This is a genomic window from Vogesella oryzagri (assembly GCF_040148885.1).
In the GTDB taxonomy this organism is placed as follows: Bacteria; Pseudomonadota; Gammaproteobacteria; order Burkholderiales; family Chromobacteriaceae; genus Vogesella; species Vogesella oryzagri.
This window is the reverse complement of sequence record NZ_JBEFLD010000005.1, coordinates 62,411-80,678: the sequence shown is the minus strand read 5'-3', so window position 1 is coordinate 80,678 and position 18,268 is coordinate 62,411. Positions and strand designations below refer to the sequence as shown.

General features: G+C 59.0%; 19 protein-coding genes and 9 tRNA genes. 22 read left to right on the top strand and 6 right to left on the bottom strand.

What is annotated here, in order from left to right; genetic code table 11:
• Nucleotides 1–23: 23 nt before the first annotated feature.
• The gene (locus ABNW52_RS10550; protein ID WP_349587315.1) at nt 24–488 is read right to left on the bottom strand and encodes a Dps family protein; all 465 of its coding nucleotides are present in this window, start codon (nt 486–488) and stop codon (nt 24–26) included.
• A 70-nt stretch (nt 489–558) separates the two neighbouring features.
• On the opposite strand from ABNW52_RS10550, the gene ABNW52_RS10545 reads away from it, so the two are divergent.
• Nucleotides 559–879 carry a DUF167 domain-containing protein gene (locus ABNW52_RS10545; protein ID WP_349587312.1) on the top strand — a complete coding sequence of 107 codons (321 nt, stop codon included), beginning with the start codon at nt 559–561 and terminating at the stop codon, nt 877–879.
• Here the strand turns inward: ABNW52_RS10545 and ABNW52_RS10540 are convergent.
• Complete coding sequence (locus ABNW52_RS10540) at nt 857–1,306, bottom strand: FxsA family protein (RefSeq protein ID WP_349587309.1); 450 nt, start codon at nt 1,304–1,306, stop codon at nt 857–859. The genes ABNW52_RS10545 and ABNW52_RS10540 overlap by 23 nt on opposite strands.
• A 15-nt stretch (nt 1,307–1,321) precedes the next feature.
• On the opposite strand from ABNW52_RS10540, the gene cutA reads away from it, so the two are divergent.
• The 5 genes from cutA (at nt 1,322) to ABNW52_RS10515 (ending at nt 4,005) form a co-directional block, all read left to right on the top strand.
• Nucleotides 1,322–1,639 carry a divalent-cation tolerance protein CutA gene (gene cutA / locus ABNW52_RS10535; protein WP_349587307.1) on the top strand — a complete coding sequence of 106 codons (318 nt, stop codon included), beginning with the start codon at nt 1,322–1,324 and terminating at the stop codon, nt 1,637–1,639.
• Between the two features lie 111 nt (nt 1,640–1,750).
• Nucleotides 1,751–1,826 (top strand) — tRNA-Lys (locus tag ABNW52_RS10530).
• A 16-nt stretch (nt 1,827–1,842) separates the two neighbouring features.
• Nucleotides 1,843–1,918 (top strand) — tRNA-Lys (locus ABNW52_RS10525).
• Nucleotides 1,919–1,933: 15 nt separating this feature from the next.
• Nucleotides 1,934–2,009, top strand: a tRNA-Lys gene (locus ABNW52_RS10520).
• A gap of 241 nt (nt 2,010–2,250) precedes the next feature.
• Nucleotides 2,251–4,005, top strand: a complete 1,755-nt coding sequence (locus tag ABNW52_RS10515) for a PglL family O-oligosaccharyltransferase (RefSeq protein WP_349587305.1) — start codon at nt 2,251–2,253, stop codon at nt 4,003–4,005.
• Nucleotides 4,006–4,076: 71 nt separating this feature from the next.
• Here ABNW52_RS10515 and rpoH read toward each other — a convergent pair whose 3' ends face one another.
• The 4 genes from rpoH to ftsY all read right to left on the bottom strand — a co-directional run bounded on the left by rpoH (nt 4,077) and on the right by ftsY (nt 7,676).
• Entirely contained in the window at nt 4,077–4,937 is an 861-nt protein-coding gene (gene rpoH, locus ABNW52_RS10510; protein WP_349587302.1) for an RNA polymerase sigma factor RpoH, read from the bottom strand.
• A 110-nt stretch (nt 4,938–5,047) separates the two neighbouring features.
• The gene (gene ftsX, locus ABNW52_RS10505; protein ID WP_349587299.1) at nt 5,048–5,959 is read right to left on the bottom strand and encodes a permease-like cell division protein FtsX; all 912 of its coding nucleotides are present in this window, start codon (nt 5,957–5,959) and stop codon (nt 5,048–5,050) included.
• Nucleotides 5,956–6,609, bottom strand: coding sequence for a cell division ATP-binding protein FtsE (gene ftsE / locus ABNW52_RS10500; RefSeq protein ID WP_349587297.1), 654 nt, complete (start codon nt 6,607–6,609; stop codon nt 5,956–5,958). The genes ftsX and ftsE overlap by 4 nt, the downstream gene beginning before the upstream one ends.
• Nucleotides 6,610–6,644: 35 nt before the next feature.
• A complete protein-coding gene (gene ftsY / locus ABNW52_RS10495; protein ID WP_349587294.1) occupies nt 6,645–7,676 on the bottom strand; it encodes a signal recognition particle-docking protein FtsY in 1,032 nt (343 codons plus the stop codon).
• A 179-nt stretch (nt 7,677–7,855) separates the two neighbouring features.
• On the opposite strand from ftsY, the gene rsmD reads away from it, so the two are divergent.
• From rsmD to rpoB, 16 genes are all read left to right on the top strand, one after another.
• Nucleotides 7,856–8,407 (top strand): 16S rRNA (guanine(966)-N(2))-methyltransferase RsmD, encoded by a 552-nt coding sequence (rsmD, locus tag ABNW52_RS10490; protein ID WP_349587291.1) that lies wholly within the window; start codon nt 7,856–7,858, stop codon nt 8,405–8,407.
• A 77-nt stretch (nt 8,408–8,484) separates the two neighbouring features.
• Nucleotides 8,485–8,736 carry a YfhL family 4Fe-4S dicluster ferredoxin gene (locus tag ABNW52_RS10485; RefSeq protein ID WP_349587288.1) on the top strand — a complete coding sequence of 84 codons (252 nt, stop codon included), beginning with the start codon at nt 8,485–8,487 and terminating at the stop codon, nt 8,734–8,736.
• A gap of 130 nt (nt 8,737–8,866) precedes the next feature.
• A tRNA-Tyr gene (locus tag ABNW52_RS10480) sits at nt 8,867–8,951 on the top strand.
• A gap of 47 nt (nt 8,952–8,998) precedes the next feature.
• Nucleotides 8,999–9,072: transfer RNA gene (locus ABNW52_RS10475), tRNA-Gly, on the top strand.
• An 11-nt stretch (nt 9,073–9,083) separates the two neighbouring features.
• Nucleotides 9,084–9,158: transfer RNA gene (locus ABNW52_RS10470), tRNA-Thr, on the top strand.
• A 42-nt stretch (nt 9,159–9,200) separates the two neighbouring features.
• Nucleotides 9,201–10,391 carry an elongation factor Tu gene (gene tuf / locus ABNW52_RS10465; RefSeq protein ID WP_349587286.1) on the top strand — a complete coding sequence of 397 codons (1,191 nt, stop codon included), beginning with the start codon at nt 9,201–9,203 and terminating at the stop codon, nt 10,389–10,391.
• 10 nt (nt 10,392–10,401) lie between these two features.
• A tRNA-Trp gene (locus ABNW52_RS10460) sits at nt 10,402–10,477 on the top strand.
• A 64-nt stretch (nt 10,478–10,541) separates the two neighbouring features.
• A complete protein-coding gene (gene secE / locus ABNW52_RS10455; protein WP_349587284.1) occupies nt 10,542–10,895 on the top strand; it encodes a preprotein translocase subunit SecE in 354 nt (117 codons plus the stop codon).
• 2 nt (nt 10,896–10,897) lie between these two features.
• Complete coding sequence (gene nusG, locus ABNW52_RS10450) at nt 10,898–11,431, top strand: transcription termination/antitermination protein NusG (RefSeq protein ID WP_349587282.1); 534 nt, start codon at nt 10,898–10,900, stop codon at nt 11,429–11,431.
• Between the two features lie 90 nt (nt 11,432–11,521).
• Nucleotides 11,522–11,953 carry a 50S ribosomal protein L11 gene (gene rplK, locus ABNW52_RS10445; RefSeq protein WP_349587280.1) on the top strand — a complete coding sequence of 144 codons (432 nt, stop codon included), beginning with the start codon at nt 11,522–11,524 and terminating at the stop codon, nt 11,951–11,953.
• Nucleotide 11,954: 1 nt separating this feature from the next.
• Nucleotides 11,955–12,650 carry a 50S ribosomal protein L1 gene (gene rplA, locus ABNW52_RS10440; RefSeq protein ID WP_349587278.1) on the top strand — a complete coding sequence of 232 codons (696 nt, stop codon included), beginning with the start codon at nt 11,955–11,957 and terminating at the stop codon, nt 12,648–12,650.
• Nucleotides 12,651–12,666: 16 nt separating this feature from the next.
• Nucleotides 12,667–12,741, top strand: a tRNA-Thr gene (locus ABNW52_RS10435).
• A gap of 125 nt (nt 12,742–12,866) precedes the next feature.
• Nucleotides 12,867–12,941, top strand: a tRNA-Thr gene (locus ABNW52_RS10430).
• An 82-nt stretch (nt 12,942–13,023) separates the two neighbouring features.
• Nucleotides 13,024–13,521 carry a 50S ribosomal protein L10 gene (gene rplJ / locus ABNW52_RS10425; protein ID WP_349587275.1) on the top strand — a complete coding sequence of 166 codons (498 nt, stop codon included), beginning with the start codon at nt 13,024–13,026 and terminating at the stop codon, nt 13,519–13,521.
• A 36-nt stretch (nt 13,522–13,557) separates the two neighbouring features.
• The gene (rplL, locus tag ABNW52_RS10420; RefSeq protein ID WP_349587273.1) at nt 13,558–13,929 is read left to right on the top strand and encodes a 50S ribosomal protein L7/L12; all 372 of its coding nucleotides are present in this window, start codon (nt 13,558–13,560) and stop codon (nt 13,927–13,929) included.
• Nucleotides 13,930–14,080: 151 nt separating this feature from the next.
• Nucleotides 14,081–18,256, top strand: coding sequence for a DNA-directed RNA polymerase subunit beta (gene rpoB, locus ABNW52_RS10415; protein ID WP_349587271.1), 4,176 nt, complete (start codon nt 14,081–14,083; stop codon nt 18,254–18,256).
• Nucleotides 18,257–18,268 lie beyond the last annotated feature (12 nt).

Sequence of the window (18,268 nt, the reverse complement as noted above, 5' to 3'; positions counted from 1 at the left end):
GTGTAGCACGCCCGTAACGACGCTTAGTTTTCCAGCAGGCTGCGCAGCATCCAGGCCGTCTTTTCATGCACTTGCAGACGCTGGGTCAGCAGGTCGGCGGTCGGCTCGTCACTGGCGGCATCCGCCAGCGGGAACAGCGAACGCGCGGTGCGGCACACGGTTTCATGACCCTGCACCAGCTCGCGAATCATGTCCTGCGCCTTGGGCACGCCCTTGCTTTCGCTGATCGATGTCAGGCGGGCGTAGTCGCCGTAGCTGCCGGGGGCGATGTGATCCAGCGCGCGGATGCGCTCGGCGATCTGATCGACGGCCAGGGCCAGCTCGTTATACTGGGTTTCGAACATCAGGTGCAGGGTCTGGAACATCGGCCCGGTTACGTTCCAGTGGAAGAAGTGGGTTTTCAGATAAAGGGTGTAGCTGTCGGCCAGCAAGCGGGACAAGCCTTCTGCAATGCGGGCACGGTCTTGGGCGGAAATGCCGATATCCATATTGTTGCTCCTGTCTGATCAATACTGCGTTACGTTCTACAATTGCCCCTTTGCGGACAAAAAGGCGCCAATGAAACCCTGGTTGACAGAAAACCCTGCTGGCGTGCGGCTAACCTTGCATGTGCAGCCGGGAGCCCGCAAGAGCGAAGTGGCGGGCGAACATGGCGAGGCGCTCAAGATCAGGTTGGCCGCACCGCCGGTGGAAGGCAAGGCCAATGCCGCGCTGTTGTTGTGGCTGGCCGATTACCTGGCGGTGCCGCGCCGGAGCGTCAGCCTGCTGTCCGGCGAGCGTAACCGCCACAAGATCGTGGCCATCAGCGGCTTGAGTGGCAGCGCGGTATTGGCCCGTCTGCTGCCAGCGACTGCGTCTAGTGCAGATGACGATCGCTAGGTGTGCGCGGATCAACGCGTTCGTACTCACCCTCGATGATGTCCTTACCCTGTTCGCCGTTTGGCTGCGGGCCGGCACGGAAGCGCTCGTCCAGATTGATCTCGGCCAGCTTGGGGCTGGGCCACGGCAACAGCAGCAGCAAGGCGAAGACGTCGCTGACCAGGCCGGGAATCGCCAGCAGCAGGCCGGCAATCATGATGCGCAGCGGCCACAGCAGCGAAAACAGCCCCACCTTGCCTTCGCGCAGGGTGGCGGCCACGGTCAGCAAGCCGCCCAGCTTGCTACCGCGCATCAGCAGGCTACCGAGGAAGAAGCTGGCAATGACCCACAGCAGGGTCCAGCCGCCGCCAATCTTGTCGGCCAGCAGAAAGAGTGAGTACATTTCGAGAAATGGGTAAAGCAGCAATAAAATCAATAATCCACGCATGAAACGGATATCCGCATGAAAGTGTTACTGGTTGTGTGCAATGTGCCGGATGCCATGCTGGCAAAGCAGCTGGCCGAAACGCTGGTTAGTGAGCGTCTGGCCGCCTGTGCCAACATTCTGCCCGAGTGCGAGTCGGTTTACCGTTGGCAGGGGCAGGTGGAGCGGGCACGCGAGGTGCCGCTGTTGCTCAAGACTACCGACACAGTATATGCAGCCCTGGAGCAAAGAATCCAAGAGCTGCACCCGTATGATGTGCCGGAAATTATCGCGCTGCCACTGGCGGCCGGCGCCATGGCCTACCAGCAGTGGGTGATGGCCGCTGTGACGCCCTGAGGGTGAGGCATCCTGTCCGGGTAAACGTTCCATATAGGCGTTTTTCTGCATTGTTTTGTAAAAGCACTTGACGGAACAAAATAGCATCCGTATAGTTGCGAACTCTCTTGGGGGTCGTTAGCTCAGCTGGTAGAGCAGCGGACTTTTAATCCGTTGGTCGCAGGTTCGAATCCCGCACGACCCACCACCCAGAGAATTGCGTAGGGTCGTTAGCTCAGCTGGTAGAGCAGCGGACTTTTAATCCGTTGGTCGCAGGTTCGAATCCCGCACGACCCACCACGCAGCCCTCAGGTAGGGTCGTTAGCTCAGTTGGTAGAGCAGCGGACTTTTAATCCGTTTGTCGCAGGTTCGAGCCCCGCACGACCCACCACGGTATTTCTCAAAAAGCCCGATCATAAAGATCGGGCTTTTTGTTTTGCTGTGCTGTCCCGTGTACGGCCTGCGAGGCTCCTGTGTAGCGCTGCTTCGATATGCCTCCGGAAAGTGCGGCCATGGTTTGCCAATGGCGGCTGTGGGTGGTGCCAGGGCGGCGCTGGCGTTACAAACGCATTTTTACAGCGCTCCTGCGCTGGGCTAGACTTGCCGCTTTCCTTGCCTGCACGCCGCTACCCATGATGTTTGCCCAACGTCGCCAGTCGCTGGCGGCCCTGATGTTGGCCGCAGTTGCCTCGCTGCCATTTCTTTCCCGCTTTCATTTCTTGCCCCTGCCGCAATGGTGGGGCGAGATCACCGTCGTCTTCCTGACGATTTTTGCCTGCGGCTGCCTGCCGCGGCAGTGCGCGGCCGAGCTGCCGCGCAGCACGCTGTGGATGCTGCTGCTGGCTGGCGTGTGGGCGGCGCAGCCATTGCTGGTGCCGGTACTATTTCCGGGGCTTAACGACGCAACGGCGCTGGCATTTGTAGCCTTGGCGCTGCTGGGTTGGATGACGGCGCAGTGGCGTGCGGCAGAGGGCAATAATGCCGTTATTGCCTTGCTGTGCCAGTCGCTGCTATTGGGCGCGCTGGCGCAATCGCTGATCGGCCTGGCGCAGCTGACCGGGCTGGCGCAGGTAATGGGAGGAGTCTTGTTCTATGACGGCTCCCATCCCACGACCAATATTTTCGGCCACATCGGTCAGCGTAACCAGTATGCGCATTATCTGACCTGGGGGGTGATTGCCGCCTGCTGGCTGGCGGCGAGTGGTCAGTGGTCGCGCCGCTGGTTGGCCGCCGCCGTGTTGTGGCTGGCGCTGTCGATTGCTTTTGCCGGTTCGCGCACGGTGTTGCTGTATACCGTGGCCTTGGCGCTGCTGGCGCCGTGGTGGCACTGGCGCGTGCGCAGCGTGGAGTCGCGGCGCATGTGGTGGGCGTTGTGGCTGGCGGTGCTCGCCATGATCGCGATGCAGTTCGTGTTGCCGCTGGGGGAGCATCTCTTGGCGCCGTTGCTGCATGGTCAGGTGGTGGCCAGCGGCGTGGAGCGGCTCAGCAGCAACGTCGATAGCATGGGCGCACGCCGGCTTGCCGAGTGGGGCAAAGCCTGGCTGGTGTTCCGCGATGCGCCGGTCTACGGCGTGGGCTGGAGCCAGTATGCCGCACAGAGTGTGCGCTTGCAGATGTTGCCGCAGTTTGCCAACGCCGGAGTCAACAGCGGCTTGTTCGCCAATGCGCACAATCTGGCGTTCCAGTTGCTGGCCGAAATGGGGTTGATCGGCACCTCGGTGGCGCTGCTCGGCTTTGTGTGGGCGGTCTGGCCGTATCTGTCGCGCCGGGTCGAGGCATCGCAGCTGGTGCCGGTGGCGGTGATGAGCGTCACCCTGATTCACAGCATGCTGGAGTACCCGCTGTGGTACCTGTACTTCCCGGCGGTGCTGGTGATGATGGCGACACTGGCGCCGGCATCCGGCAGGGCGGCGCCGGTGGCGCTGTCGCTGCTGGCGCGCATCCTGGCGCTGGTCATGCTGGCGTTTGCGCTGTATGGCAGCTGGCGCTACGTGGAAATGCAGGGGCTGTACTATCCGAGCAGCCAGAAAAAGCAACAGCGGCTGGAGCAAATCATCCGCACGGAGCCGATGTTTGCCGCCCATGCCCTTGGCCTGCTGGATGATGTCATCCAGCCCACGGCGGAGGCGACGCCAAGCCAGCGCAAGTGGCTGGACTTGATGGCGGCCTACCGCCCCTACCCGGACGTCTTGTTGCGCAAGGCGAAGATGGAGGCTCTGGCGGGGGAGCAAGTCAGGGCGGCCAGCACGCTGCGTACGGCGCTGGCATCGTTTCCCACCTATGCCCCGGATTTTCTGGATGATCTGGATGAGGATGAGCCGGCGTGGCGTGAGCTGCGGCAGATTGCGCAGCAGGCGGCAGCCGCCTTGCCGCCGCAATACCGCTGATGCTTGCTTTGGCTGTCTCAGCGCCAATAAAAAAGCCACCGCAAGGTGGCTTTTTCTATTTGATGGCAGGCTTAAGCGTTGATGACCTGGCCGCTGCTCAGCGCGGTCTTCATCTTGCCAAGTGCCTTGGCCTCAATCTGGCGGATGCGCTCGGCGGACACGCCGAACTCTGCGGCCAACTCGTGCAGGGTGGCACCGCTGTCGTCCGCCAGCCAGCGCGCCTCGATGATGCGGCGACTGCGCGGGTCCAGCGTGCTGAGTGCCTGCTCCAGGCCTTCGCTTTGCAACAGATCCAGCGAGCGGCGCTCCAGGGCGCGGGTCGGTTCGTCGTGCGAATCGGCTAGCCAGTCGATGGGGGCAAAGCCCTCGTCATCGCCATCATCCGCCAGCAGGGCGATGTCCTGGCCGCTCATGCGCGTTTCCATTTCGCGCACTTCTTCCGGCTTGACGCCTAGCTCTTGTGCGATGGCGCGTGCTTCATTTTCCGACAGTGCCGACAGGCTCTGGCGCATGCTGCGCAGGTTGAAGAACAGCTTGCGTTGCGGCTTGGTGGTGGCAATGCGCACCAGGCGCCAGTTGCGCAGGATGAACTCGTGAATCTCGGCCTTGATCCAGTGCACGGCAAAGGAGAACAGGCGCACGCCGCGATTGGGCTCGAAGCGCTTCACCGCCTTCATCAGGCCGATATTGCCTTCCTGGATCAGATCGGCCTGCTGCAGGCCGTAGCCGGAATAGCCGCGGGCGATGGACACCACCACGCGCAGATGCGATAGCACCAGCCGCTTGGCCGCCTCCAGATCACCTTGCTGGTGCTGGCGGGTGGCAAGCTCGAACTCTTCTTCCGGCGTCAGCATCGGGATGCTGTTGACGGTCTGGATGTACTGCTCCAGGCTGCCGTTGGAGGAGAGTACAGGCAAGGCGATTGCAGTCATAAATGGCTTGTCCTCAAGAAAACCTGAACTGATGTTAGCACTCAGCTTATGAGAGTGCCAGATCGGGCCCGGTTCCCGTTTGATGGTATTTTTTTATCCGGCTGATAGTGTCAGTGGGCGCGGACCTTGCGCAGGTGATGGTCCGCCGCCAGCCGCGCACCAAACAGGCACAGCAAAATGCTGCCGCCAGCCAGTGCGGCCAACTCGATGGCGCTGAGGCTGGACAGGCTGATGTTTTCACCGTACAAGCGGGAAAATTCGTTCAGTGCCGGTGCCGCCTGGTTCACGAACAGGCTGGATAGCCCCCAGCACAGCAGCGCGCTGAGGAGTCCCAGCCAGAACGCGTGGTAGAGGAAGGGACGGCGGATGAAGCTGTCGGTGGCGCCGATCAGCTTGGCCACTTCGATTTCTTCCTGTCGCGCCAGAATCTGCATGCGAATGGTGTTGTGGGTGATCAGCACCAAGGCAATGCCGAAGCTGGCACCAAGGAACCAGGCCAGTTTCACCGCGATGTCCAGCAGGCCGTGCAGGCGGCGGGCCCAGGCGGCATCGAACTGGGATTGCTCCACCATCGGCAGGCCGGATAATTCCTTCTGCAGCATGTCCAGCTGTTCCGGCGTGGCGTCCGGCTTGGGGGTGACGATGAAGGCATCTGGCAACGGGTTGCCTTCCAGTCCCTCGCTGATGCCGCTCAGGCCGCTGCGCTGCTCCAGGTCGCGCAGCGCCTGATCGCGGGCGATGAAGCGGAAGCTGGCGACACGTGGATGCGATGACAGGCTGGACTGCACTGCCGCCATGTCGGCCGGCTCGGCTGACAGCTCCATGAAGAGGGTGATCTGTGGCGAGGCGGTGAGTTTACCCACCCAGTGTTGCAGGCTGCCGGCGGTAAGGAACAGCGTTACCGGCAGCGACATGGCAACGGCCAGCATCAGCAGATTCAGCAGGCTGCCCACCGGCTGGCGCAGCATCTTGCGCAGTGCTTGTCTGGCATCTTGCCAGTGCAGGTAGAAGAAGTGCTTCATGAGGCGAATTGTCCTTCCCGCAGGCGGATGATGCGGCGGCCATAGTCTTCCATCAACGTTTCGTCATGCGCGGCAATCAGCACGGTGACGCCCACCTGGTGGAAGGACTTGAACAGTTCCATGATGTCGAGGGCGTAGGCGCGATCCAGGTTGGCCGATGGTTCGTCGGCCAGCAGGATGCTGGGTCTGTGCACTACGGCGCGGGCGATGCACAGGCGTTGCTGCTCGCCGCCGGACAGCCGTACCGGCATGACCTTTTCCTTGCCGGCGAGGCCAACCTTGTCCAGTGCTGCCCGCACGCGGCGCGCGGCATCGCGGCGGTCGAAGCCGATGATGTTCAGCGGCAGCATCACGTTGTCGAACACATTGCGATCAAACAGGATCTTGTGGTCCTGGAACACGATACCGATGTGCTGGCGTACGTAGGGCAGCTGGCTGGCGCGCAGCCGGCTCAGGTTCTGGTTGTTGACCAGTACGCTGCCGCTGGTGGCGCGCTCGATACCGGAGATCAGCTTCAGTAGCGTGCTCTTGCCGGCTCCGGAATGACCGGCGAGAAACACCATTTCACCGCTGTCGATGGTGAATGACAGATTGCGCAGCGCCTCATGGCCGCCGGGGTAGCGCTTGGTCACCTGATCAAACTGGATCATGTCGCATCCTCAAGAGAACAGAGTTGGCCGCAGGCTTAATCGAACAATGCGTCGATGTAGTCGCTGCTCTCGAACGGACGCAGGTCGTCGATACTCTCGCCGACACCGATAAAGCGCAGCGGGATCGGGCGCTGTTTGGCGATGGCGGCAATCACGCCGCCCTTGGCGGTGCCGTCCAGCTTGGTGAGCACAAGGCCGGTCAGGCCCAGTGCATCATCGAAGGCCATGACCTGGTTGATGGCGTTCTGGCCAATATTGGCGTCCAGCACCAGCATTACTTCGTGCGGGCCATCCGGAATGGCTTTCTGGATTACCCGCTTCACCTTCTTGATTTCTTCCATCAGGTGCAGCTGGGTGGGCAGGCGACCAGCGGTATCGGCCAGCACGACATCGATGCCACGGGCGGTGGCGGCCTGGATGGCGTCATAGCAGACCGCCGCCGCATCGCCGCTCTGCTGGGCGATGACGGTAACGTTGTTGCGCTCGCCCCACGCCATCAGCTGCTCGCGGGCGGCGGCGCGGAAGGTGTCGCCGGCGGCCAGCAGCACGCTCTTGCCCTGGCTCTGGAAGTACTTGGCCAATTTGCCGATGGACGTGGTTTTGCCGGCGCCGTTGACGCCGACCATCATGATCACGAACGGTTTTTTGGTGGACACGTCCAGCGGCTGCTGCAACGGGCCGATCAACGCCGACAGCGAGTCCTTGAGTGCGCCCTTGAGCTCGCTGGCGTCACTTAGGCCTTTCAGCGTGACGCGCTCCCGTACATCCTTGAGCAGGTGCATGGTCGCATCCACGCCCATGTCCGCGGTCAGTAGCACGGTTTCCAGCTCTTCATACAGATCCTCGTCGATCTTGCCGCCGCCAAACAGCCCGGCAAGTTGTTTGCCGAGCTTGTCGCGCGTCTTGGAGAGCCCCGCCTTCAGGCGCTCGGTCCAGCTGGGCTTGGCTACGGTGGCGGTGCCGGCATCTGCTGGCGAATTGATGGCCGGGCTGGCGGCGGGCGCTTCGCTCGCCTCGGGGCTGGGCGAAGCGGGGGTGTCGGTCTTTTTCTTGAAGAAGCTAAACATGCTTTGAGAATAAAGGCGGCTAGAGAAAGTGCGATTGTAACGTCAAAACCGGGTGGAAGAGCGGCGGCTGAATGTATTCCTTATATAGGCAATCGTCGCTCGCGCAGCGCATGCATGCAATAACAGACGCCAGCACCCGACTCAGGGTAGAATCCCGCCCTTGAAATTCAGGAGGATACATGACGCAGCAGCGCAACAAGGTTCGCATCATCGGTGGGCAATATCGCCGCCGCTTGCTGGATGTGCCGGCAGTCGATGGTTTGCGGCCAACCCCTGACCGGGTGCGTGAGACGTTGTTCAACTGGCTGGGCCAGGAGCTCGATGGGCTGCGTTGTCTGGATTTGTTCGCTGGCAGCGGTGCGCTGGGTTTTGAGGCGGCATCGCGTGGCGCCAGGGAAGTCGTGCTGGTAGAGAAAGTGCGCAATGTGGCGGATACCTTGCGGCGTAACGTCCAGCTCCTGGGGGCAACGCAGATGCAGGTGCTGAATCAGGATGCATCGACCTATCTGCGTAGCGGGCAGGGGCAGTTCGACGTGATTTTCGTCGACCCCCCTTACGCCAGTGAACTGCTGGACCAGGTGCTGCCGGACCTGTCGGCAAGGTTGGCCGCAGATGGTCGCCTTTACGTGGAAACGGCAGTGGCGCGTGATTTTGCCGGTTGGGAAGTGCTGCGCACGATTCGTGCCGGGCTTGTGCATGGTTATCTGCTGGCGCGGGAAAGCAGCATATAAGGATATAACGGCTCGAACTTGCTTGTGCTCGGGTCGAGTGACAGAATTCACTGTGTGGAATACTTGAGGAAATTACTATGGCTTTGATGATTACTGACGAGTGCATTAACTGCGACGTCTGTGAACCGGAATGCCCGAACAATGCGATCTCGCAGGGCGAAGAAATCTATGTGATCGACCCGGACCTGTGCACTCAGTGCGTAGGCCACTACGATGAGCCGCAGTGTCAGCAGGTCTGTCCGGTGGACTGCATTCCGCTGGATCCGACGCATGAAGAGACCCAGGATCAGCTGCACCAGAAATATCTGCGTATCAGCGGCAAAGCCTGAGTCGCTTAAGTGCCTGATTTGCAACACGGCCCTGCTGATGACAGGGCCGTTTGCTTACAAAGTGCGAAAAAAAGGCCATTTGGGTGTTGACGACCTGTCGGGGTGTCTATAATATTCGGGCTTCTTCGACGGGGGGATTCCCGAGCGGTCAAAGGGATCAGACTGTAAATCTGACGGCTCAGCCTTCGAAGGTTCGAATCCTTCTCCCCCCACCAGTTGCTATGAGTCTTGGCGGCAAAAAAAGTGGTCGTCCGGATCGTAGGCGGGTGTAGCTCAATGGTAGAGCAGAAGCCTTCCAAGCTTACGACGAGGGTTCGATTCCCTTCACCCGCTCCAAGATTTAGTTGGCCCATGTAGCTCAGGGGTAGAGCACTCCCTTGGTAAGGGAGAGGTCGGCAGTTCAATTCTGCCCATGGGCACCAAGTATTACTTAGACTTTAACTCGCATTCAGGGAATTTTTGCCATGGCAAAGGAAAAGTTCGCGCGGACCAAACCGCACGTAAACGTCGGCACCATCGGTCACGTTGACCATGGTAAAACCACTCTGACCGCAGCTATCACCACCATTCTGTCCAAGAAGTTCGGTGGCGAAGCCAAAGACTACTCCCAGATCGACAGCGCGCCGGAAGAGAAGGCTCGTGGTATTACCATTAATACCGCGCACGTAGAATACGAAACCGAAGCACGTCACTACGCTCACGTTGACTGCCCGGGTCACGCTGACTACGTGAAGAACATGATTACCGGTGCTGCCCAGATGGACGGCGCGATTCTGGTGTGCTCGGCCGCTGACGGTCCGATGCCGCAAACCCGCGAACACATCCTGCTGTCCCGTCAGGTTGGCGTTCCGTACATCATCGTGTTCCTGAACAAGGCCGACCTGGTGGACGACGCTGAGCTGCTGGAACTGGTGGAAATGGAAGTGCGCGACCTGCTGTCGTCCTACGACTTCCCGGGCGACGACACGCCGAACGTTACCGGTTCCGCTCGTCTGGCGCTGGAAGGCGACCAATCCGAATACGGTGAGCCGGCGATCTTCCGCCTGGCTGACGCGCTGGATTCCTACATTCCGACTCCGGAACGTGCCATCGACAAGCCGTTCCTGCTGCCGATCGAAGACGTATTCTCCATCTCCGGTCGCGGTACTGTGGTTACCGGTCGTGTAGAGCGCGGTATCGTTAAAGTTGGTGAAGAACTGGAAATCGTTGGTCTGAAGCCGACCGTGAAGACCACCTGCACTGGCGTGGAAATGTTCCGCAAGCTGCTGGACCAAGGTCAGGCTGGCGACAACGTTGGCGTGCTGCTGCGTGGTACCAAGCGTGAAGACGTTGAGCGTGGTCAGGTGCTGTCCAAGCCGGGTTCCATTACCCCGCACACCAAGTTCCAGGCTTCCGTATACGTACTGAGCAAGGATGAAGGTGGTCGTCACACCCCGTTCTTCGCTAACTACCGTCCGCAGTTCTACTTCCGCACTACCGACGTGACCGGCGCGATTACGCTGGCCGAAGGTGTGGAAATGGTTATGCCGGGTGACAACGTGGAAATCACCGTAGAACTGATCGCTCCGATCGCTATGGAAGATGGTCTGCGTTTCGCGATCCGTGAAGGCGGCCGCACCGTTGGTGCAGGTGTTGTTGCCAAGATCATCGCTTAAGTAAGGTTTTAGGCCAGTAGCTCAATTGGTAGAGTATCGGTCTCCAAAACCGAGGGTTGGGGGTTCGAGACCCTCCTGGCCTGCCAAATAAGACTAACCGGCGTTTTCGCCGGTTAGTCTTTTCACGTATCTGCAACACGAGAATATCGAATGGAATCGCAAGATAAAATCAAACTTGGCCTTGCTGCCCTGCTGGTAGTGGCGGGCGTGACTGGTTTTTATCTGCTGCCGGCAGATCAAACCGTGCTGCGCGTAGTGCTTTTTATTGCATCTTTGTTGGCCGCTGCGGGTGTGGTGTGGCAGTCGACTATGGGGCGTGATTTTGTTGTCTACGCTCAAGAGTCGGTGGCGGAGGCTCGCAAGGTTGTGTGGCCAGCGCGCAAGGAGGCTACCCAGCTGACGATGCTGGTATTTGTTTTTGTGTTCGTGTTGGCGCTGTTCATGTGGCTGGTTGACTCCTCGTTGTCCTGGCTCTTTTATGACGTGTTGCTTCGTCGGGGTTGATTATGGCTAAGCGTTGGTATGTTGTGCACGCGTACTCTGGTTTTGAAAAGAGTGTGCAGAAGGCGCTGCGGGAGCGTATCGAGCGCGATGGCATGCAGGATCTGTTTGGTCAGGTGCTGGTGCCGGTGGAAGAAGTGGTCGATATCAAGAATGGTCGCCGTTCTATTTCCGAGCGCAAATTCTTCCCGGGTTATGTGTTGGTCGAGATGGAAATGACTGACGATACCTGGCACCTGGTCAAGAGTACGCCGAAAGTTACCGGTTTTGTCGGTGGTACTGCCAACCGCCCGGCACCGATTTCCGTTAAGGAAGTCGAGGCGATCATGCAGCAGATGCAAGAGGGTGTTGAGAAGCCGAAGCCGAAGGTGTTGTTTGAGGTTGGCGAGAAGGTGCGTGTCAACGAGGGGCCGTTCACTGACTTTAATGGCACGGTGGATGAGGTGAACTACGAGCGGAACAAGCTGCGCGTGTCGGTGCAGATTTTTGGTCGTGACACTCCGGTTGAGCTCGAATTTTCACAAGTCGAGAAGCTATAAGCTTGTTTTTCTGGAAGCTCGGGGATATAATCTTGGGCTTCGCTTGGGGAGCGCCGTCGGCGCGTTATACCCGTCTATTAGGAGTTTATCGTGGCAAAGAAAATTGTAGGCTATATCAAGCTGCAAGTGCCCGCTGGTAAGGCAAACCCGTCGCCGCCGATCGGTCCGGCACTGGGTCAGCGCGGTCTGAACATCATGGAATTCTGCAAGGCGTTTAACGCCCAGACTCAAGGCGTTGAGCCGGGTCTGCCGATTCCGGTGGTGATTACCGCTTACGCCGACAAGTCCTTCACTTTTGTGATGAAGACCCCGCCGGCAACCATCCTGCTGAAAAAGGCCGCTGGCATCAAGTCCGGTAGTGCTAAGGCTCACGTCGACAAAGTCGGCAAAGTGACCCGTGCTCAGCTGGAAGAGATTGCCAAGGCTAAAGCTCCGGACCTGACCGCTGCCGACCTGGATGCTGCTGTCCGCACCATCGCTGGTTCCGCTCGTTCCATGGGTCTTGAAGTGGAGGGTCTGTAATATGGCTAAGGTTTCCAAACGTCTGCAGGCGCTGAATGCACAAGTAGATCGCAACAAGCTGTATGCGGTTGAAGAGGCTATCTCCCTGGTAAAAGGCGCTGCAACTGCCAAGTTCAACGAGTCCATCGATGTGGCCGTGAACCTGGGTGTTGATCCGCGTAAATCCGACCAGGTTGTGCGTGGTTCCGTGGTTCTGCCGCGTGGTACCGGCAAGTCGGTTCGTGTTGCCGTGTTTGCGCAAGGCGCGAACGCTGAAGCAGCTAAGGCCGCTGGTGCTGAGGTTGTTGGTTTCGACGACCTGGCCGAACAAGTTAAGGCTGGTAATCTGAACTTCGACGTAGTGATTGCTTCCCCGGATGCGATGCGCGTTGTTGGTCAACTGGGTCAGATCTTGGGCCCGCGTGGCCTGATGCCGAACCCGAAGGTTGGTACCGTTACGCCGAACGTTGCTGAAGCGGTGAAGAACGCTAAAGCAGGTCAGGTGCAGTACCGTACCGACAAGACCGGTATCATTCACGCCACCATCGGCCGTGCTTCTTTCGAAGTTGAAGCCCTGCGTGAAAACTTTGCGGCACTGGTTGATGCCCTGGTAAAAGCCAAGCCGGCTGCTGCCAAAGGCCAGTACCTGAAGAAAATCGCCGTATCCAGCACCATGGGTGTTGGTGTACGCGTAGATGTGGCAAGCGCTCAGGCGTAATCCTGGCGTTGCCCGGGCCCATGTAGCTCAGGGGTAGAGCACTCCCTTGGTAAGGGAGAGGTCGGCAGTTCAATTCTGCCCATGGGCACCAAAGGCTTTGGGCTGGCGGACTTCGGTCCGCCAGATTGTCAAAGACCGTAGGTGTCAATGACTTAATGCTCCTCGCGAGTAGCCTACGCAGACGGTGTACCCTTAAGAAGACTGTATCAACGATACGCTCATGTAGCTCAGGGGTAGAGCACTCCCTTGGTAAGGGAGAGGTCGGCGGTTCAATTCCGCCCATGAGCACCATCTGTTTGTATATCTCCTGATTAGGTCGCCGCTGCAAACAGGGGCAGGATATCCTGCTTCATTTCAGTCTAGGAGGTGGACCTTGAGTCTCAATATCGAAGATAAAAAGGCGGTCGTCGCTGAGATTTCTGCTCAACTGGCAGATGCTCAGACGCTAGTTGTCGCTGAATATCGGGGCATCGAGGTTAGCAGCATGACCAAACTGCGTGCCAAGGCACGTGAGAATGGTGTTTACCTGCGCGTTCTGAAGAACACGCTGGTGCGTCGTGCGGTTGCCGGTACCCAGTTTGAAAGCTTGGCCGATCAGATGGTTGGCCCGCTGGTATACGGTATTTCCGTTGACGCCGTTGCTGCTGCCAAGGTGCTGCATCAATTTGCCAAAGAAGACAACAAGATTGTCATCAAGGCAGGTTCCTACAACGGCAAGCTGCTGGACGCTGCCGAAGTAACCGAACTGGCTTCCATCCCGAGCCGCGAAGAGCTGCTGTCCAAGCTGCTGTTCGTTATGCAGGCTCCGGTATCCGGTTTTGCTCGTGCTCTGGCCGCTCTGGCCGAGAAGCAGCAAACCGAAGCCGCTTAATCAATTCGACATATTCCCCATTCAGGAGTTATACAAATGGCTATCACCAAAGAAGATATCCTCGACGCAGTTGCTGGTCTGACCGTTATGGAACTGAACGACCTGGTTAAGGCGTTCGAAGAGAAGTTCGGCGTTTCCGCTGCTGCTGTTGCTGTTGCTGGTCCTGCTGCTGGTGGCGCTGCAGCCGCTGAAGAGAAGACCGAGTTCGACGTTATCCTGAACGCTGCCGGCGACAACAAAGTAAACGTAATTAAAGTGGTACGTGCTATCACCGGTCTGGGCCTGAAAGAAGCCAAAGACCTGGTAGACGGCGCTCCGAAAGCTGTTAAAGAAGGCGTTTCCAAGGCTGAAGCCGAAGACGTTGCCAAGCAGCTGACCGAAGCCGGTGCCAAGGCTGAAGTAAAATAATCTTCCTTAGGGAAGATTAGTAAGGCTGGCGGAGAAATCCGCCAGCCTTGTTGCGCTTGTAATGCTTTGCGAGTGGTTAAAGGTCAGCAATCAATTTGAATGTGGCTGCTGACGTTTGGTTACTTGCGCCACCCCCCCCGATGGAGACTCTATGAGTTATTCGTTTACTGAGAAGAAGCGTATTCGTAAAAGCTTTGCGAAGCGTAACACTGTTCTCGACGTCCCATTCCTGCTGGCGACCCAGATCGATTCGTACACCGAGTTTCTCCAGCTGGGTGTGCCCTTTGATCAGCGCAAGGATGCAGGCCTGCAGGCCGCATTCAAGTCGATCTTCCCGATCGTTAGCCACAATGGCTTTGCGCGTCTGGATTTCGTTCACTACGTATTGGGCGAGCCGCCATTCGACGTGCAGGAATGCCAACTGCGCGGCATTACCTTCGCTGCACCGCTGCGTGCACGTATCCGCCTGACCATCCTGGATAAGGAATCGTCCAAGCCGGTGGTGAAGGAAGTGCGTGAAAATGAAGTGTATATGGGCGAAATCCCGCTGATGACCTCGAACGGCTCGTTCATCATCAACGGTACCGAGCGTGTTATCGTTTCCCAGCTGCACCGTTCCCCGGGCGTGTTCTTCGAGCACGACCGCGGCAAGACGCATTCTTCCGGTAAACTGCTGTTCTCCGCTCGCGTGATTCCTTACCGCGGCTCTTGGCTGGATTTCGAATTCGATGCCAAGGATCAGCTGTTCTTCCGTATCGACCGTCGTCGCAAGATGCCGGTATCCATCCTGCTGAAAGCACTGGGCTACAGCAACGAACGTATCCTGTCCGAGTTCTACAACACCGACACCTTCTTCCTGACCGGTGAAGGCGTGTTCATGAAAGTCGTGGCCGAACGCCTGAAAGGCGAAGTGGCCAAGTCCGACATCGTGGACAAGGACGGCAAGCTGATCGTTGCCAAAGACAAGCGCATTACTGCCAAGCATATCCGCGACATCACCACGGCCAACCTGGACCGCATCGAAGTGCCGTTCGACGTGTTGGTGGGCAAGGTGCTGGCCAAAAATGTGGTGGCGCCGGAAACCGGCGAAGTGATCGCCCGTGCCAACGAGGAAGTCACCGACGAACTGCTGGCCAAGATGGACATCCAGGATGTGGCCGAAGTCGAGGTGCTGTACACCAACGATTTGGATCATGGTGCCTACATCGCCCAGACCTTGCGTGGTGACGACACTGCCGATCAGCTGGCCGCACGCGTGGCGATCTACCGCATGATGCGCCCGGGCGAGCCGCCGACTGAGGACGCAGTAGAACAGCTGTTCCAGCGCCTGTTCTTCAACGAGGACAGCTACGACCTGTCCCGCGTTGGCCGCATGAAGTTCAATACCCGTACCTTCCAGTACAAGTTCGATGACAAGTCGCCGGACTGGTTCCGCACGCTGATCGGCGAGAAGTTCGCCGGCCGCCGCGATTCCATCGATGGTGTGCTGGCCACCGAAGATATCGTGTCCGTGATCGCCATTCTGTGCGAACTGCGGAACGGCCGCGGCGAAGTGGACGACATCGATCACCTGGGCAACCGTCGCGTGCGCTCGGTGGGCGAGCTGGCCGAAAACCAGTTCCGCGCTGGTCTGGTACGTGTCGAGCGCGCAGTGAAGGAACGCTTGAACCAGGCGGAATCCGAGAACCTGATGCCGCACGATCTGATCAATGCCAAGCCGGTTTCCGCTGCGATCAAAGAATTCTTTGGTTCCAGCCAGCTGTCGCAGTTCATGGACCAGACCAACCCGCTGTCCGAAGTGACCCACAAGCGCCGCGTATCGGCCCTGGGCCCGGGCGGTCTGACCCGCGAACGCGCCGGTTTCGAAGTGCGCGACGTACACCCGACCCACTACGGTCGTGTATGCCCGATCGAAACACCGGAAGGCCCGAACATTGGCCTGATCAACTCGCTGGCGGTATTTGCCCGTACCAACGAGTTCGGTTTCCTGGAAACGCCGTACCGCAAGGTAATCGATGGCAAGGTGACCAACGAGATCGAATACCTGTCCGCGATTGAAGAAGGTCGCTACGTGATTGCTCAGGCCAACGCCGAGCTGGACGAAGCCGGTACCCTGATCGACGAACTGGTTACCTGCCGCGAGAAGGGCGAAACCATTCTGGCAACCCCGGACCGCGTGCAGTACATGGACGTGGCCACCGGCCAGGTGGTGTCCGTGGCAGCCTCGCTGATTCCGTTCCTGGAACATGACGATGCGAACCGTGCCTTGATGGGCGCCAACATGCAGCGTCAGGCCGTACCGTGCCTGCGTCCGGAAAAACCGATGGTCGGTACCGGTATCGAACGCGCGGTGGCGGTTGACTCCGGCACCACCGTGATCGCCCGCCGTGGCGGCGTGGTGGACTACGTAGATGCCAACCGTGTGGTGGTTCGCGTTAACGACGAAGAAGCGATGGCCGGTGAAGTCGGTGTGGATATCTACAACTTCACCAAGTTCACCCGTTCCAACCAGAACACCAACATCAACCAGCGCCCGATCGTGCGTGTCGGCGACCTGATCGCCCGCGGCGACGTGGTAGCGGATGGTGCCTCCACCGATATCGGCGAACTGGCGCTGGGTCAGAACATGACCATCGCCTTCATGCCGTGGAACGGCTACAACTTCGAAGACTCGATCCTGATCTCCGAAAAAGTAGTAGCCGACGACCGTTACACTTCGATCCACATCGAAGAGTTGTCGGTGGTTGCCCGTGATACCAAGCTGGGCCCGGAAGAAATCACCCGCGACATCCCGAACCTGTCCGAGCGCATGGCCGGTCGTCTGGATGACTCCGGTATCGTTTACATCGGTGCCGAAGTGAATGCCGGCGACGTGCTGGTGGGCAAGGTAACGCCGAAGGGCGAAACCCAGCTGACGCCGGAAGAAAAACTGCTGCGTGCGATCTTCGGTGAGAAAGCGTCCGATGTGAAGGACACTAGCTTGCGCGTGCCGACCGGCATGACCGGTACCGTGATCGACGTGCAGGTGTTCACTCGCGAAGGTATCGAGCGCGACAAGCGCGCCCAGTCCATCATCGATGCCGAACTGAAGCGCTACCGCCTGGACCTGAACGACCAGCTGCGCATCTTCGACAACGATGCCTTCAGTCGTATCGAGCGCCTGATCGTGGGCAAGCCGGCCAACGGTGGTCCAAAGCGCCTGGCCAAGGGCACGCTGATCGACGCCGAGTACCTGGAAAGCCTGCCGTCCAAGCATGAGTGGTTTGACATCCGCATGGCCGATGAAGATATCGCCAAGCAGCTGGAACTGATCAAGGAAAGCCTGGCGCAGAAGCGTGAAGAATTCGATCTCAAATTCGAAGACAAGAAACGCAAGCTGACCCAGGGCGACGAACTGCAGGCCGGCGTACAGAAGATGGTCAAGGTGTACATCGCCGTGAAACGTCGTCTGCAGGCTGGTGACAAGATGGCCGGTCGCCACGGCAACAAGGGTGTGGTATCGCGGATCCTGCCGGTGGAAGACATGCCGTACATGGCGGATGGCCGTCCGGTAGACATCGTGCTGAACCCGCTGGGCGTACCGTCGCGTATGAACATCGGTCAGATTCTGGAAGTGCATCTGGGCTGGGCGGCGAAGGGTATCGGCGAGCGTATCGACCGCATGCTCAAGCAGCAGCAAGGCGTGGAGCAGGTTCGCAGCTATCTGCAGAGCATCTATAACGAGACCGGCAAGCAAGAGCCGATCGCCGAGATGACCGAGACCGAGATCAAGTTGCTGGCCGACAACCTGCGCAAGGGCATGACCTTTGCTACGCCGGTGTTCGACGGTGCCAAGGAAACCGAGATCCGTCAGATGCTGGACCTAGCCTACCCGGATGCCGACGAGCATACCGAGCAGCTGGAGTTCAACGCCAGCAAGACCCAGATGACCCTGTTCGACGGCCGCTCCGGCGAAGCCTTCGACCGCAAGGTGACCGTGGGCGTGATGCACTACCTGAAGCTGCATCACCTGGTTGACGACAAGATGCACGCCCGTTCCACCGGTCCGTACTCGCTGGTTACCCAGCAGCCGCTGGGTGGTAAGGCGCAGTTCGGTGGCCAGCGTTTCGGTGAGATGGAAGTGTGGGCGCTGGAAGCGTATGGCGCGGCCTACACCCTGCAGGAAATGCTGACGGTGAAATCGGACGATGTGACCGGTCGTACCAAGATCTACGAAAACATCGTCAAGGGCGAACACAAGATCGATGCCGGCATGCCGGAGTCCTTCAACGTGCTGGTGAAGGAAATCCGCTCGCTGGGTCTGGATATCGACCTGGAACGTTATTAATTAGGTAAGGTT

Excerpts from the sequence above, each read along its gene's own strand:
- rpoB (WP_349587271.1), top strand. The coding sequence starts at position 14,081 with ATGAGTTATTCGTTTACTGAGAAGAAGCGTATTCGTAAAAGCTTTGCG.
- secE (WP_349587284.1), top strand. The coding sequence starts at position 10,542 with ATGGAATCGCAAGATAAAATCAAACTTGGCCTTGCTGCCCTGCTGGTA.
- ABNW52_RS10550 (WP_349587315.1), bottom strand. The coding sequence starts at position 488 with ATGGATATCGGCATTTCCGCCCAAGACCGTGCCCGCATTGCAGAAGGC.
- ftsY (WP_349587294.1), bottom strand. The coding sequence starts at position 7,676 with ATGTTTAGCTTCTTCAAGAAAAAGACCGACACCCCCGCTTCGCCCAGC.
- rsmD (WP_349587291.1), top strand. The coding sequence starts at position 7,856 with ATGACGCAGCAGCGCAACAAGGTTCGCATCATCGGTGGGCAATATCGC.
- ftsX (WP_349587299.1), bottom strand. The coding sequence starts at position 5,959 with ATGAAGCACTTCTTCTACCTGCACTGGCAAGATGCCAGACAAGCACTG.
- rplA (WP_349587278.1), top strand. The coding sequence starts at position 11,955 with ATGGCTAAGGTTTCCAAACGTCTGCAGGCGCTGAATGCACAAGTAGAT.
- ABNW52_RS10515 (WP_349587305.1), top strand. The coding sequence starts at position 2,251 with ATGATGTTTGCCCAACGTCGCCAGTCGCTGGCGGCCCTGATGTTGGCC.
- nusG (WP_349587282.1), top strand. The coding sequence starts at position 10,898 with ATGGCTAAGCGTTGGTATGTTGTGCACGCGTACTCTGGTTTTGAAAAG.
- ABNW52_RS10545 (WP_349587312.1), top strand. The coding sequence starts at position 559 with ATGAAACCCTGGTTGACAGAAAACCCTGCTGGCGTGCGGCTAACCTTG.
- ABNW52_RS10540 (WP_349587309.1), bottom strand. The coding sequence starts at position 1,306 with ATGCGTGGATTATTGATTTTATTGCTGCTTTACCCATTTCTCGAAATG.
- rpoH (WP_349587302.1), bottom strand. The coding sequence starts at position 4,937 with ATGACTGCAATCGCCTTGCCTGTACTCTCCTCCAACGGCAGCCTGGAG.
- rplL (WP_349587273.1), top strand. The coding sequence starts at position 13,558 with ATGGCTATCACCAAAGAAGATATCCTCGACGCAGTTGCTGGTCTGACC.
- cutA (WP_349587307.1), top strand. The coding sequence starts at position 1,322 with ATGAAAGTGTTACTGGTTGTGTGCAATGTGCCGGATGCCATGCTGGCA.
- ABNW52_RS10485 (WP_349587288.1), top strand. The coding sequence starts at position 8,485 with ATGGCTTTGATGATTACTGACGAGTGCATTAACTGCGACGTCTGTGAA.
- ftsE (WP_349587297.1), bottom strand. The coding sequence starts at position 6,609 with ATGATCCAGTTTGATCAGGTGACCAAGCGCTACCCCGGCGGCCATGAG.
- tuf (WP_349587286.1), top strand. The coding sequence starts at position 9,201 with ATGGCAAAGGAAAAGTTCGCGCGGACCAAACCGCACGTAAACGTCGGC.